The organism is Niveispirillum sp. FG148, assembly GCF_057809655.1.
This window is the reverse complement of the sequence record NZ_JBMDKJ010000035.1, coordinates 1-13,162: the sequence shown is the minus strand read 5'-3', so window position 1 is coordinate 13,162 and position 13,162 is coordinate 1. Positions and strand designations below refer to the sequence as shown.

The 13,162-nt window shown below is 65.0% G+C and carries 10 protein-coding genes and 1 tRNA gene; 10 read left to right on the top strand and 1 reads right to left on the bottom strand.

The features are described from left to right. The first annotated feature begins 10 nt into the window (after window positions 1-10). From ACODTW_RS24525 to ACODTW_RS24515, 3 genes are read left to right on the top strand one after another with little or no spacing between them, the layout of a single operon-like run. Window positions 11-172, top strand: a complete 162-nt coding sequence (locus tag ACODTW_RS24525) for a hypothetical protein (RefSeq protein WP_488948764.1) — start codon at window positions 11-13, stop codon at window positions 170-172. Beyond that, window positions 172-1,455: a diaminopimelate decarboxylase gene (gene lysA / locus ACODTW_RS24520; protein WP_488948763.1), complete on the top strand. Its 1,284-nt coding sequence runs from the start codon at window positions 172-174 to the stop codon at window positions 1,453-1,455. The genes ACODTW_RS24525 and lysA overlap by 1 nt, the downstream gene beginning before the upstream one ends. Window positions 1,456-1,508: 53 nt before the next feature. After that, the gene (locus ACODTW_RS24515; protein WP_488948762.1) at window positions 1,509-4,202 is read left to right on the top strand and encodes a TIGR02302 family protein; all 2,694 of its coding nucleotides are present in this window, start codon (window positions 1,509-1,511) and stop codon (window positions 4,200-4,202) included. Between the two features lie 57 nt (window positions 4,203-4,259). On the opposite strand, the gene ACODTW_RS24510 is transcribed toward ACODTW_RS24515, so the two are convergent. Next, the gene (locus tag ACODTW_RS24510) at window positions 4,260-5,492 is read right to left on the bottom strand and encodes a peptidoglycan-binding protein (protein ID WP_488948761.1); all 1,233 of its coding nucleotides are present in this window, start codon (window positions 5,490-5,492) and stop codon (window positions 4,260-4,262) included. 189 nt (window positions 5,493-5,681) lie between these two features. On the opposite strand from ACODTW_RS24510, the gene ACODTW_RS24505 reads away from it, so the two are divergent. From ACODTW_RS24505 to ACODTW_RS24475, 7 genes are all read left to right on the top strand, one after another. Then, a tRNA-Gln gene (locus ACODTW_RS24505) sits at window positions 5,682-5,756 on the top strand. A gap of 287 nt (window positions 5,757-6,043) precedes the next feature. After that, window positions 6,044-7,330, top strand: a complete 1,287-nt coding sequence (locus ACODTW_RS24500) for an EAL domain-containing protein (RefSeq protein WP_488948760.1) — start codon at window positions 6,044-6,046, stop codon at window positions 7,328-7,330. A 155-nt stretch (window positions 7,331-7,485) separates the two neighbouring features. After that, window positions 7,486-8,481: a hypothetical protein gene (locus ACODTW_RS24495; RefSeq protein WP_488948759.1), complete on the top strand. Its 996-nt coding sequence runs from the start codon at window positions 7,486-7,488 to the stop codon at window positions 8,479-8,481. Between the two features lie 417 nt (window positions 8,482-8,898). Further along, window positions 8,899-9,906: a sulfate ABC transporter substrate-binding protein gene (locus ACODTW_RS24490; RefSeq protein ID WP_488948758.1), complete on the top strand. Its 1,008-nt coding sequence runs from the start codon at window positions 8,899-8,901 to the stop codon at window positions 9,904-9,906. 195 nt (window positions 9,907-10,101) lie between these two features. Continuing rightward, window positions 10,102-10,956 carry a sulfate ABC transporter permease subunit CysT gene (gene cysT / locus ACODTW_RS24485; protein WP_488948757.1) on the top strand — a complete coding sequence of 285 codons (855 nt, stop codon included), beginning with the start codon at window positions 10,102-10,104 and terminating at the stop codon, window positions 10,954-10,956. A gap of 1 nt (window position 10,957) precedes the next feature. Beyond that, the gene (cysW, locus tag ACODTW_RS24480; protein WP_488948756.1) at window positions 10,958-11,827 is read left to right on the top strand and encodes a sulfate ABC transporter permease subunit CysW; all 870 of its coding nucleotides are present in this window, start codon (window positions 10,958-10,960) and stop codon (window positions 11,825-11,827) included. A gap of 13 nt (window positions 11,828-11,840) precedes the next feature. Continuing rightward, window positions 11,841-12,884 (top strand): sulfate/molybdate ABC transporter ATP-binding protein, encoded by a 1,044-nt coding sequence (locus tag ACODTW_RS24475; RefSeq protein ID WP_488948755.1) that lies wholly within the window; start codon window positions 11,841-11,843, stop codon window positions 12,882-12,884. The last annotated feature ends 278 nt before the right edge of the window (window positions 12,885-13,162 follow it).

Sequence of the window (13,162 nt, the reverse complement as noted above, 5' to 3'; positions counted from 1 at the left end):
GAGAGCCGCCATGCGCAAAGCCGCCCTGTTCGTCGCCCTGCTGGCCCTGGCCGGCTGCGGGATGAAACCGCACTTCCCCAAGGCGCCCCCGGGCAGCCCGCCGCCGAAGACCTATCCCAACCCGGATACCGATCCGAAGCCCGCCTCCCCTTCGACTGAGAAGCCCCAATAATGACCTGCTTCCCCGTTCCCGGCTTCCATTATACCGACGGCGAACTGCATGCCGAAGGGGTGGCCCTGTCCGCCATCGCCGCCGCCGTGGGCACGCCGACCTATGTCTATACGACAGAGGGGCTGACGGCCGCCTGGCGCGCCTATGCCGATGCCTTTGCCGGCCAGGATGTCACCATCTGCTACGCGCTGAAGGCCAATTCCAATCTGGCAATCATCCGCACCCTGGCCCAACTGGGCGCCGGCGGCGACGTGGTGTCGGTGGGGGAGATGCGGCGCGCGCTGGCCGCCGGCATCCCGGCCGACAAGATCGTCTTTTCCGGCGTGGGCAAGACGCGTGATGAACTGGCGGCCGCGCTGAAGGCCGGCATCCACCAGATCAATGTGGAAAGCCTGCCGGAACTGGAAGTCCTGTCTTCCGTCGCGGTGGAACTGGGGGTGGTGGCCCCCATCGCCATCCGCATCAACCCGGATGTGGATGCCGAAACCCACGGCAAGATCGCCACGGGCCGCAAGGAGGACAAGTTCGGCATCGATTTCGCCCATGCCGGCCCCGCCTATGCCCGCGCCCTGGAACTGCCCGGCATCAACCCCGTGGGCATCGCCGTCCATATCGGCTCGCAATTGCTGAAGACCACGCCATTTCGCAAGGCATTCGGCAAGCTGGCGGGGCTGGTGCGCGACCTGAAGGCCGGCGGCGTGCCGCTGACGCGCATCGACCTGGGCGGTGGCCTGGGCGTGCCCTACAAGCCCGAAGATGCCGCCCCCGATTATCCCGCCTATGCCAAGGCCATCGCGGAAACGGTGGGGGACCTGGGCTGCCATGTCACGCTGGAACCGGGCCGGTCGCTGGTGGCCGCATCCGGCCTGCTGCTCGCGCGCACCATCTTCGTGAAGGAAGGGCTGCACCGCCGCTTCCTGATCCTGGATGCCGCCATGAACGATCTGGTCCGCCCGGCCATGTATGAGGCATGGCATACGATCATCCCCGTGACGGAGCCTGCGGCCGATGCCATGCTGGCCGATGCCGACATCGTGGGACCCGTGTGCGAGACGGGCGACACCTTCGCCCGCCTGCGGCCCATGCCGCCCGTGGCACCCGGCGACCTGCTGGCCTTCCTGACGGCCGGGGCCTATGGCGCCGCCATGTCTTCGACATATAATTCCCGTCCCCTGGTGGCCGAGGTGCTGGTGTCTGGCAGCCGGTTCGAGGTGGTGCGTCGCCGCCCGAGCTTCGAGGATAGCCTGACATTGGAATCCATGCCCGATTGGCTCTCCCCGTAACAGGTGAAAGCGGGGTAGGCTTGCGCGGCCCTTCACCAGGATTGACCATCCCGATGTCCCGTACCACCCCGCGCCGCCCCTCTGCCCCCCGCCCCGCCGCCCGTGCGGTGGCGCGGCCGCTGGCGGTGCGTCTGCGGGGTCTGATGGACCGGTATCGGCCGGGCGCGACCCGTGCCCTGCCGGCAACCCGGACGGACGTGCCGGGCGACAGCGGCAGCCGCCCCCTGCTGGCGGCCCGCGCCCTGCTGTGGTGGGAGGGATTGTGGCGCGCCTTCTGGCAGCCACTGTCCCTGCTGGGCACGTTCCTGGCCGCCGCCTGGGCGGGCCTGTTCATTCATCTCTCCATCTGGCTGCACACACCGCTGCTGCTGGCTGCGCTGGGGGCCATCGGCTGGCTGGGCTGGCGCGGCTGGAAGGGGTTCACGCCGCCGACCGACGATCAGGCGCGCCGCCGCCTGGAACGCGACAGCCATCTGCAACATCGCCCGCTGGCGCAGTTGCAGGATGGGATCGCCGGCGGGGCTGGTGATCCGCTGGCCCATGCGCTGTGGCGGCTGGCGCAGGAACGCGCCCGACGTCAGGCGGCGCAGTTGCGCCTGTCCGGACCCGACAGCGACCTGCCCGCCCGTGACCCCTGGGCCCTGCGCGTGGCGGCGGCACTGCTGATGGTGGTGGGGGCGACGGTCGGCTGGGGCGACCTGGGCGGGCGCACGGCAGGCGCGCTTTTCCCGCCGCTGGGCATGGGCGGGCTGCTGACCCCATCGCGGCTGGAAGCCTGGGCCGCGCCGCCCGATTATACCGGACAGCCGCCCGTGTTCCTGACGCGCCCGAAGCCCGCGGCAGAGTCGGCGGACAAGACGGATGACACCATTTTCCTGCCGGCCGGCACCAAGCTGGTGGTGCGGCTTGACGGTGGGTTCGGCACGCCGCACCTGCGCGCCAATGGCGGGGATACGGAATTCCAGCCCGTGGTCGGCGGCGGCTATCAACTGGAACTGGCCCTGACCGAAGGGGATGGCGTTTCAGTGCGTCAGGCGGGGCGCGAGGTGGCGTCCTGGCCCGTGAAGCTGGTGCCCGACCAGCCGCCGGGCATCGCCTTCCGTACCCCGCCGGAAGCGACGGAACGCCACGCCGTGCGCATCGATTACACGGGCGCCGACGATTACGGCATCCATGCCGTGACGGCCACGGTGACGCTTTCCATCGACACCCCGGCCGCCATCGACCGCAGCCCCATCGACCTGACTCTGCCCGTGCCCGCCAGGAACAAGCGGGAAGTGTCGGCCATCAGCTTCCATGACCTGAGCGGCCATCCCTGGGCCGGCTTCCCCGTGACCATCCGCCTGCGCGCGCAGGATGGGGCCGGGCAGACCTCGCTGTCGGCGGAAAAGGCCATGGTTCTGCCCGAACGACCCTTCACCCATCCGGTGGCCAAGGCCATCATCAACCAGCGCAAGCAATTGATCCTGATGGGGGACGCCGTGCGGCCGCTGGTGGCGCGCGCGCTGAACGACCTGTCGGTGAAGCTGGACAGCTATGGCGGCGACCCGGTGGCCTTTCTGGCCCTGCGCAGCGCCATCGGCCGGCTGATGCTGAACAGTGCCTCCGACACCGTGGCAACGACCGTTGCCATGCTGTGGGACGTGGCGCTGCGGATCGAAGATGGCAACCTGTCGCTGGCGGAACGGGAACTGCGCGATGCGCAGAAGGCGCTGATGGAGGCGCTGGACCGTAACGCCCCGGCGGAGGAAGTGGACCGCGCCATGCAGCGCCTGGAACAGGCCATGCGCGAATTCATGGATGCGCTGGAACAGCAGGCCGCCCAGCAGCCGCAGGGCCCGCAATCGCAGCAGCAGCCCGGTCCGGCCGACCCGAACAGCCAGACCATGACCCGGGAGGAGGTGGAGGATCTGGTCCGCCAGATGCGGGATCTGGCCCAGTCCGGCAACCAGGAAGCCGCCCGCCAGATGCTGTCGCAGCTTCAGCAGATGATGGAGAATTTGCAGAACGGCCAGCCGCAGCCCACCGATGAAAAGGCCAACCAGCAGGGCCAGGCCCTGGCGGAACTGACACAGAAGCTGCGGGAGCTGCAGAAGCAGCAGCAGCAATTGATGGATGACACGTTCCAGCAACAGCAGGAACAGGCCGGCAATGCCGAGGAGCTGCCGCCTAACCAGTTGCCGGGCCTGTCCGCCCCCCACCGGCAGGGCCGCCGCCCCGGAGATGGCCAGGCCCAGCCCGGCAAGGGCGCCAACAAGGACACGGCCCCCCTGGCCGCAACGCAGGAGGAACTGCGTGGCGAACTGGGCGACATCATGCGCCGGCTGGGCGAAATCGGCGGGGAGATCCCCCGCCCCCTGGGGCGGGCCGAGCGCGCGATGAAGCAGGCCACCGAAGCCCTGCAGGACGGTGCTCCCGATCAGGCCGTGGCCGCACAGGGGGAGGCGCTGGAGCAGATCCAGCAGACCATGAAGTCGATGCAGGAACAGATGGCCCGCGCCAACCCCGGACAGGCCGGCGGCCAGCGGACCCAGTCGGGCCGGCAGCAGGGCCGCGACCCGCTGGGCCGCCCCCTGCAAGGCAACGGCACCCTGAACGGCGAAGAAGTGAAGATCCCGGCCGGGGCCGACATGCAGCGCGCGCGGGAAATCCTGGAGGAACTGCGCCGCCGGGCGGGCGAGCAGAACCGGCCCAAGGCGGAGCGCGACTATATCGACCGGCTGCTGGACCGGTTCAAACAATATTAAGCCGGGGGGGGGCCCGGCGCCCACCCCACCTTCCCCGCCCCGGTATCGGTCCCGCTCTCAGCCCTGGCGAAGGCGCTTCAGCAGCGCCTGGCTGGCCTTGCCGTCGACGGGCAGACCCACCGACTTCTGATAAGCCCGGATGGCCGCCACGGTGCGTTTGCCCAGGAACCCGTCAGGCTTGCCGCGATGCAGGCCCAGCTTGATCAGCCGTGCCTGGATTTCCCGAACGCCGGCCTGATCCACCGGTACAGGTGCCGCGCTGGCCACTGGCCGGGCACCGGCGGCGGCACCGCTGACCATCGGTGCGGCGGCACCGGCCTGACGGACAGCCCCGCCCTCCTCCGCCTCGTCATCCGCATCATCGGCGGGCAACTGTCCCGAGGCCTGGGCCTTGGACCGGCGGGCGACGGCGCTGCCCGGCGGACCGCCCAGCATGCCGGCCGGCGGACCTTCGGCCACCTCGACATTGCGGCCGCCGGCATCCAGGCGACGCAGGGCCTGCCCGGCGGCGGCATCGCCACTGTCCCGCGCCCGCCGGTACCAGGCCCGCGCGGCATCCAGGTCAGGGGCGCCGTCGACACCCTGTTCGTAAAGCGTGCCCAGCATGAACAGGGCGCGGGCAATGCCGGCATCGGCCGCCAGTTCGAACCAGCGTGCGGCCAGGCCGGTATTGCGCTCCACCCCGTCGCCTTCGGTGTAGAGCAGGCCCAGGTCGAAAGCGGCTTCAGCATGGCCCAGTTGCGCGGCCTTGGTGTACCAGACAGCTGCCTGCTCCATATCCTCCGGAATGCCCAGGTCGCCGCGAAACAGTTCGGCCAGGGTCCAGCACGCATCCGCGTCGCCCTTGGCTGCCGCCTGACCGTACCAGTAGACGGCGCGCCGGATATCCTGTGGGTTGGTCGGCGTTTCGGACGTCAGCGCCTCGGCCAGGCCCATCTGGGCCTCGATATCGCCCTGTCGCGCCTTGGCTTCCAGCTCACGTTGTTCCGGCGGTGCCGCAGCCGGCAGCGCCGGGGCCACACTGGTTCCCAGCGCCAGGGCCGCCGCACCGGCTGCGGCACCCGCCACGACGGGCGCCTTCGAGCGGGACTTCGACAGGGTCGGTTTCGCCGGTGCCCGGGGCGCCGTGACGGCGGTCGATGGCTTTTTCACCGTGGGCTTGGTAACGGTCGGCTTCTTGACCGGCTCCGCCCAGGCGGCATGCGGCGGGTTGGCCACAGCCAGCAGCAACGCCGACAGCAGAAGAGAGGCGATTCGGGGACGGGGCAATGGACGCTTGGATGACGACATGCTGGCTTTCCGGACCCTGTCCGGCTTTCTCCACCACAAGGGGTTGGGGGGTGTCGCGCAGACTAACACGAAAGAGTGTGAGTGCCAGCGCAGCCGGAAGGTCCAGCCGCGATTTCCGTTCATTGATGCTGTTGCGTGCGGGATTGATTTTGACTATGGTGCGCGCCGCCCGATGATCCGGGCCGGTGTTGGGGCGTCGCCAAGCGGTAAGGCAGCGGTTTTTGGTACCGCCATTCCCAGGTTCGAATCCTGGCGCCCCAGCCATCCCCCCTGAAATATCTAAAGAAAATGCCAATGCGGACGGCCAGCGCCGGCAGCGTCGTATCATTGGCGTTATATGCGCCCGGTCATCTTGCGGCCAAATGCACTTGGCTGGAAAATGACCATAGGAGAGATAGATAAAATTTTGTATACTTCTCCGATGGTGCAAGCGTTGCCCTTATGCCTTTCGGATGTAGCCGTTGGCAGAAAGGCACAGACGACCCATCATTTTATGGTAAACAGGCAGCGGCCGGGGGAAACGGCCTGAAGAAGGGCGCAAGGGCAATTTCATGAATCGCCAGCCAAATGCACCGAAACGCGATTGGGTCCGGGTCAAGCCCGGCGAGCGTTCGTCTGCCAACGCGATGAATGAAAAGCCGGAATATGACGACCAGAAACTTCTGACCCTGCTGCAGAGCGCCAAGCGCGAGGTACAGGGCCTGCGTCTGATCCACCTGCACATGTCGCTGCTGAAGGACAAGAGCCAGCTTGATCTGATCTCCATCAAGCGCGCGATGCAGGAGACGGCGGACCAGTCGGCCTATCTGCAGCTTTTTTCCCTGTCCAACGACGACGTCATCGTCCTCTACAAGGGTATCAAGTTCTCCCTGATCTCGGATGTATGTTCCAAGATCGAAAAGCTGATGCTGTCGCGCACATCCATGACGAAGCGCAATCCCTACGGGGAAGACAGCCTCTATTCGATCATGGAATTGTCGCTGAACTTCGTGAACGTCATCCGCTTCATCGAAGGGCTGGGGCGCGAAGCCAATGCCGATGCCGCCAAGGCAGAGACGAAGCCACCGATCACGCTGGAGGAACTGGGCAAGATCGAACGCGCCGTGCAGATGTTCGACCTGTCGCCCTTCATGCTGAACCAGCCGGTCGTCAACATCCAGAACGCCGACCAGAACGAGTTCGAATATTTCGAGCTGTATATCGCCATCAAGGCCCTGGAAGAGCGGTTGTCGCCCAACTACGACATCACCGCCAACAAGTGGCTTTTCAGCTATTTCACCGCCAATCTCGACAATTCCGTGCTGAAGGCACTGAATTACGGTGTCGACTTCCTGCGCGGCCGCCGAATCGGCATGAACCTGAACCTGTCGACCATCATGTCGGCGTCGTTCGTGAAGTTCGATGAGCGGCTGACGGCCGATCTGCGTGGCAATGTCGTGCTGGAGATCAACAAGGCCGATCTGGTGGAGAATATCGACACCTACAAAGAGGTGGTGGATTTCGCCTCCTCCAAGGGTTACCAGATCTGCATCGACGGACTGAACGATTTCTGGGTCACACACATGGACCTGGAATATATGGCGTGCGACTACGCCAAGATCTTCTGGACCGACGAGATGGAGATGATGTCGGACCACGAGTACGAGGTCTTCGCTGAGAAGATCCGTGCACAGAGCAATTGCCGGTTCATCCTGGCCCGCTGTGGTTCCGTCGCCGGCCTGATGTTCGCGGAAAAGGCCGGTATCAGCCTGGTCCAGGGCCGTATCGTCGACAATATCCTGCGCAAAGGCGTGTTGCTGCGCGATGCGATCAAGAGCGCCAAGATGATGGGTGACTGAGTTTCAACGGAAACGCCGGCAGCGCCCATCTTTCGTTGCAGCCATACAGCCGCGTGCAGCGTCAATATCTTCTTAAGATGATATCCTGTATGTCGCCATGGGGCGTGTTTCCGCTATAATCCCACCCCGGAAAACCAAGGGACAGGCCAGCCAGTATGGCGTCGGATATTGCGAACAACATTTCCGAGACGGAAGGCCAGGGTCCGGACAATCGGGAAGGCAGCCCGAGCACCCATTTCCTGTTCACCAGCAAGGTCTTCTCTCTGCCAGGCGGTTATTTCGCGCTGTCGAAGGACAACAACGACCCGGTCTTCAATGTCAATCTGGGCGATGTCTGGGGCAAGATCCCTTTCCGGACCCTGCGCGAAAGCTTCCAGATCGATGACAAGAGCGACGATGCGCGCCTGTTGAGTACCGTCGAGAAGGGGCTGAAATACGTCAAGGAGATCCGGCCCGGCGACAGCATCCCCCGTGAATTGCTGGATGGCTCGGCCTCCTGGCGCGTTGATGAGAAGCACCTGACCATCGCCCGCGGCCGGTTGACCCTGCAGCTTGTCTCCTGGATCACGGGGCGGGAGGAGATGATCACCGACCGCTACAAGCTGGAACAGATCGTCGAGGATCCGCAGACCAAGCAGAAAGCTCAGGAGGCGTTTGCCAAGCTGGCCAAACAGTTCGGCCTGCCTGAGGATCGCAAGCAGGAGATGGTGGACAAGGTCGACTATCTGGCCCGTGAACTATCCTATATCGAGGCGCTGCGCGATCGCTATGGGCAGGTCCAGAAGATCATGTCGAAGGTCAATCAGGCCAAGCGCACCTTCAAAGGCGATGGACAGATCGTTGCGGATGTCGCCCGCATGCAGGCGCTGGCCAAGACCCCGATCGCCAATTTCGATGATATTTTCGATCAGGTTGACGCCCAGACTTCCGAGGTCATGGCCATGCTGCGCACCTTCGATGCGCAGGTTGCCTTCATTCGCCGCATGCGTGATGAGCTTCACACGTCGCTCATGCTCTGGGATGACATAATCGACACCTGGGACGGCCATGACATCGACAAGGAGCCGGAAACCGAGGGGCGGCTGAAAAAGACCTACCAGTTCCTGGCCAAGAACTTCCTGGTCACCAAGGTCTGGCAGCGCGGCGGCTAATTCACAGTGCTTTCCCGTGATTATGCCGTCGATAGACAGCAATAGAGCCCCGACATGGTCCTGGCCGAGACCCTATCTGACCCATGTCAGGTTCGCGGCCGTACTGGATTTCCCTCTCCATTCGGCCGGATCGCAGCGCGTTTCATTTTCATAAGGCCTTAGAACGCAAGGGATTGCGATAGCCTTGAACGGCATTTCGACCACTCTCCATCGCAGTACTTATTTAACACATCGGGGCCGTAATAATTTCCTTATTGACAGTGAATTCATTGTAGCTGAAAGTCCATGTCGCCGGTAGGAATTGACCGACGGCCGCGGCAATTTGATCGCGCAGCTTGCGCCGCGTCACCAAACGCTAAAGCGCCACGAACCCGTTTCGTGGCTGCCACTGCCCAAAATTGGAAGGAAGTGACCACCATGAAATGGTTCAAACGCGTCGCCTTCACCACCGCCGCCCTGGCCACCCTGGCCGTGACGCCCGTCTGGGGCTCCGGCCAGATTCTGAACGTGTCCTACGACCCGACCCGTGAACTCTATAAGGAGTATAACGAGGCCTTCGCCAGGCACTGGAAGGAACAGACCGGCGAAGTGGTGGAGATCAAGGCATCGCATGGCGGATCGGGCAAGCAGGCGCGTTCGGTGATCGACGGTCTGAATGCCGATGTGGTGACATTGGCCCTGGCGTCCGATATTGACGCCATCGCGGAACATTCGGGCCTGCTGTCCAAGGATTGGCAGGCCAAGCTGCCCTATAATTCCACACCCTACACCAGCACGATCGTGTTCCTCGTCCGCAAGGGAAACCCCAAGGGGGTGAAGGACTGGGATGACCTGATCAAGCCCGGCATCCAGGTCATCACCCCCAATCCGAAGACGTCGGGCGGGGCACGTTGGAACTATCTGGCTGCCTGGGGCTACGCGGCCGAGAAGACAGGCGGAAGCGAGGAGGCGGGCAAGGAGTTCGTCACCAAGCTCTATAAGAATGTGCCGGTGCTGGATACCGGTGCCCGCGGATCCACCACCACCTTCGTGCAGCGCGGCATCGGCGATGTCCTGCTGGCCTGGGAGAATGAGGCGTTCCTGGCCATCGACGAGCTGGGTGCCGACAAGCTGGAAATCGTGGTCCCGTCCGTCTCCATCCTGGCCGAGCCGCCGGTGGCCGTGCTGGACAAGAATGTCGACCGCAAGGGCACCCGCAAGATTGCCGAGGCCTATCTGACCTATCTCTACACGCCGGAAGGTCAGGAACTGGTGGCCAAGAATTACTACCGGCCGCGCCTGCCGCAGCTGGCCCAGAAATATGCCGACCGCTTTCCCAAGCTGGCCCTGTTCGACATCACGAGGTTTGGCGGCTGGGCCGTGGCGCAGAAGACGCACTTTGCCGATGGCGGCGTGTTCGACCAGATCTACAAGCCCGGCCAGTAAATTCAGGCCAACCCCGCTTGCGCGCCTTTGTAACCGGCGGGCAACTGCATTACCCTACCTCTCCACTCCCGTCGGCCGATCCCCCGGCCGACGGGGCGTCCTTGTCGGAGGGGTTGACTTGGGCAGGAACGACGTCTTGCGTTTGCTGAAACACCTTCCATCCTCCCGCGCGTCCGCCGCCAGGGGGGCTTTGCCATGAGCGCCCGGTCCATCCTTCCCTTCCTGGGTCGGCGTCCGCGCAGCATCATTCCCGGATTCGGGCTGACGATGGGCATCACCCTGACCCATCTGACCCTAGTCGTGCTGATCCCGCTGGCCGCCCTGCTGCTGCGCCCCTGGGATATCGGCATTTCCGGCTTCATCACCCAGGTGACCGAGCCGCGCGTGCTGGCAGCCCTGCGCCTGTCCTTCGGGGCAGCCTTCGTGGCGGCCGCCATCAATGTGCTGTTTGGCCTGGCCGTGGCCTGGATGCTGGTGCGCTACGATTTTCCGGGCAAGCGGGTGGTCGACGCCATTGTCGATCTTCCCTTCGCCCTGCCGACCGCCGTGGCCGGCATCGCGCTCACCTCCCTCTACGCACCCAATGGCTGGGTGGGGCAGTTCCTGGTGCCGCTGGGCATCAAGGTCGCCTATACGCAGCTGGGCATCGTCGTTGCCTTGACCTTCATCGGCCTGCCCTTTGTCGTGCGCACCGTCCAGCCCGTGCTGGAGGAACTGGATACGGAGCTGGAGGAGGCGGCGGCGTGTCTGGGCGCCACGCGCTTTGAAACCTTCAGCCGCGTCATCCTGCCCGTCATCACGCCGGCCCTGCTGACGGGCTTCGCCCTGGCGCTGGCCCGCGCGGTGGGCGAATATGGATCGGTCATCTTCATCGCCGGCAATATGCCCATGGTGTCGGAAATCGCGCCGCTGCTGATCGTGATCAAGCTGGAACAGTTCAATTACGCCGGGGCGGCATCGGTCGGCATCGCCATGCTGATCCTGTCCTTCGTGCTGCTGCTGGTCATCAACCTGTTGCAGCGCTGGTCACGCCGCTGGGCGGGGGTTTGACATGGCCGGACATTCCTCTTCCCCCCGATCGCGCGTGACGCTGGCCGAACCGCTCTGGGTCAAGGCGCTGATCATGGTCGCCGCCCTGGGTTTCCTGGGCTTTTTCATCCTGCTGCCACTGGCCGCCGTGTTCACGGAAGGGCTGCGGCGCGGCGTCGGCACCTATCTGGAAGCCCTGGTCGAACCGGACGCGCTGGCCGCCATCCGGCTGACCATGACCGTGGCCGTCATCGCCGTGCCGGTGAATATCGTGTTCGGCATCGCCGCCGCCTGGGCCATCTCCAAGCATAAATTCCCGGGCAAATCGCTGCTGCTGACCCTGATCGACCTGCCCTTCTCCGTCAGCCCGGTCATTTCGGGTCTGGTCTATGTGCTGCTGTTCGGCGCGCATGGCGTGATCGGCCCCTTCCTGCGCGACCATGGCATCCAGATCGTCTTTGCCGTACCGGGCCTGGTGCTGGCCACCATGTTCATCACCTTCCCGTTCGTGGCCCGCGAACTGATCCCGCTGATGCAGGCCCAGGGTGTGGAGGAGGAGGAGGCGGCCATCACGCTGGGCGCCAGCGGCTGGCAAACCTTCCGCCGTGTCACCCTGCCCAACATCCGCTGGGGCCTGCTCTATGGCGTATTGTTGTGCAATGCCCGCGCCATGGGCGAATTCGGCGCCGTCAGCGTGGTGTCCGGCCATATCAGGGGCGAGACCAACACCATGCCCCTGCATGTCGAGATTCTGTACAACGAATATAATTTCGTCGCCGCCTTCGCCGTCGCCTCGCTTCTGGCCATCCTGGCCCTGGTGACGCTGATCGCGAAGTCCGTGCTGGAATGGCGTCACGGCGCCGAACTGGCCGCTGCCGCGCGCCGGCATTGACGGGAACAGACCCATGAGCATCACCATTGAGAAACTGACCAAGCGCTTCGGCGGCTTCGCGGCCGTGGATGGCATCGACCTGGACATCCAGTCCGGTGAGCTGATGGCCCTGCTGGGGCCGTCGGGGTCGGGCAAGACCACGCTGCTGCGCATGATCGGCGGTCTGGACTATGCCGACGAGGGCAAACTGCTGATCGAAGGCGAGGATGCGACCGTGTCGGAGCCGCATGCCCGCCGCGTCGGCTTCGTCTTTCAGCACTACGCCCTGTTCCGGCACATGAGCGTGTTCGAAAATGTGGCCTTCGGGCTGCGCGTCGCGCGGCGCAAGCCGCGCATGACGGAAGAGGCCATCCGCACCCGCGTTCACGACCTGCTGGAGCTGGTGCAGTTGCGGCCGCTGGCCGGCCGCTATCCCAACCAGCTGTCGGGCGGCCAGCGCCAGCGTGTGGCCCTGGCCCGCGCCCTGGCCACCGAACCGCGCGTGCTGCTGCTGGATGAACCGTTCGGGGCGCTTGACGCCAAGGTGCGCAAGGAGCTGCGCCGCTGGCTGCGTGATATCCACAAGGGCATGGGTGTCACCACCGTCTTCGTCACCCACGACCAGGAGGAGGCGCTGGAGCTGGCTGACCGTGTCGCCATCCTGAACAAGGGCCGGATCGAACAGGTGGGCACCCCGGCGGAGGTCTATGACCACCCCGCCTCGGCCTTCGTCTGCGATTTCCTGGGGGGCGGCACGCGGCTGGACTGCACCGTGTCCGACGGGGCGGCCCTGATCGGCGGAGTGCGTGTGCCGGTGTCGAACGCACTGCCGCCCGCCGGCCCCGCGACGGCCTATATCCGCGCGCATGAAATCGACCTAGCCGACGGCCATGGTCCCGGCACCCTTTCTGCCACCATCCGGCTGGTCCAGCCTGTGGGGCCGCAGCTTCGCCTGGACCTGCTGCTGGACGGGCGGACGGTGGAGGCCATCCTGGACCGGCACGCCACCACCACGCCGCTGACGCCGGGCCAGACGGTGGCGCTGCGTCTGCGCCGGGCAAATGTCTATCGGGCCTGACCCGGTCGCCATACCCATTCCCGATGAGGCCGGCCGCATCGGGAGTGGGTATGGCGGCGAGACTGCCGCCGTACCGCACATGCGGCGTAGCCGAGCCGGCGGCGCTGGCGATTGAAGTCCGGTGATCGGTTCCGATCACCGGGACAGGGTATCACAGTCTGAAACGCGAAAAGCCGGCCCCGAAGGCCGGCTTTTTCGTATCTACGCGGTTTGGCTTTCCGACGGGATGGTGGGCGCGGGTGGAATCGAACCACCGACCTCTCGCTTATCAGGCGAGT

Bases quoted from the DNA above. Each gene is read 5' to 3' on its own strand.
- ACODTW_RS24525 (WP_488948764.1), top strand. From the start codon at position 11: ATGCGCAAAGCCGCCCTGTTCGTCGCCCTGCTGGCCCTGGCCGGCTGC.
- lysA (WP_488948763.1), top strand. From the start codon at position 172: ATGACCTGCTTCCCCGTTCCCGGCTTCCATTATACCGACGGCGAACTG.
- ACODTW_RS24515 (WP_488948762.1), top strand. From the start codon at position 1,509: ATGTCCCGTACCACCCCGCGCCGCCCCTCTGCCCCCCGCCCCGCCGCC.
- ACODTW_RS24510 (WP_488948761.1), bottom strand. From the start codon at position 5,492: ATGTCGTCATCCAAGCGTCCATTGCCCCGTCCCCGAATCGCCTCTCTT.
- ACODTW_RS24500 (WP_488948760.1), top strand. From the start codon at position 6,044: ATGAATCGCCAGCCAAATGCACCGAAACGCGATTGGGTCCGGGTCAAG.
- ACODTW_RS24495 (WP_488948759.1), top strand. From the start codon at position 7,486: ATGGCGTCGGATATTGCGAACAACATTTCCGAGACGGAAGGCCAGGGT.
- ACODTW_RS24490 (WP_488948758.1), top strand. From the start codon at position 8,899: ATGAAATGGTTCAAACGCGTCGCCTTCACCACCGCCGCCCTGGCCACC.
- cysT (WP_488948757.1), top strand. From the start codon at position 10,102: ATGAGCGCCCGGTCCATCCTTCCCTTCCTGGGTCGGCGTCCGCGCAGC.
- cysW (WP_488948756.1), top strand. From the start codon at position 10,958: ATGGCCGGACATTCCTCTTCCCCCCGATCGCGCGTGACGCTGGCCGAA.
- ACODTW_RS24475 (WP_488948755.1), top strand. From the start codon at position 11,841: ATGAGCATCACCATTGAGAAACTGACCAAGCGCTTCGGCGGCTTCGCG.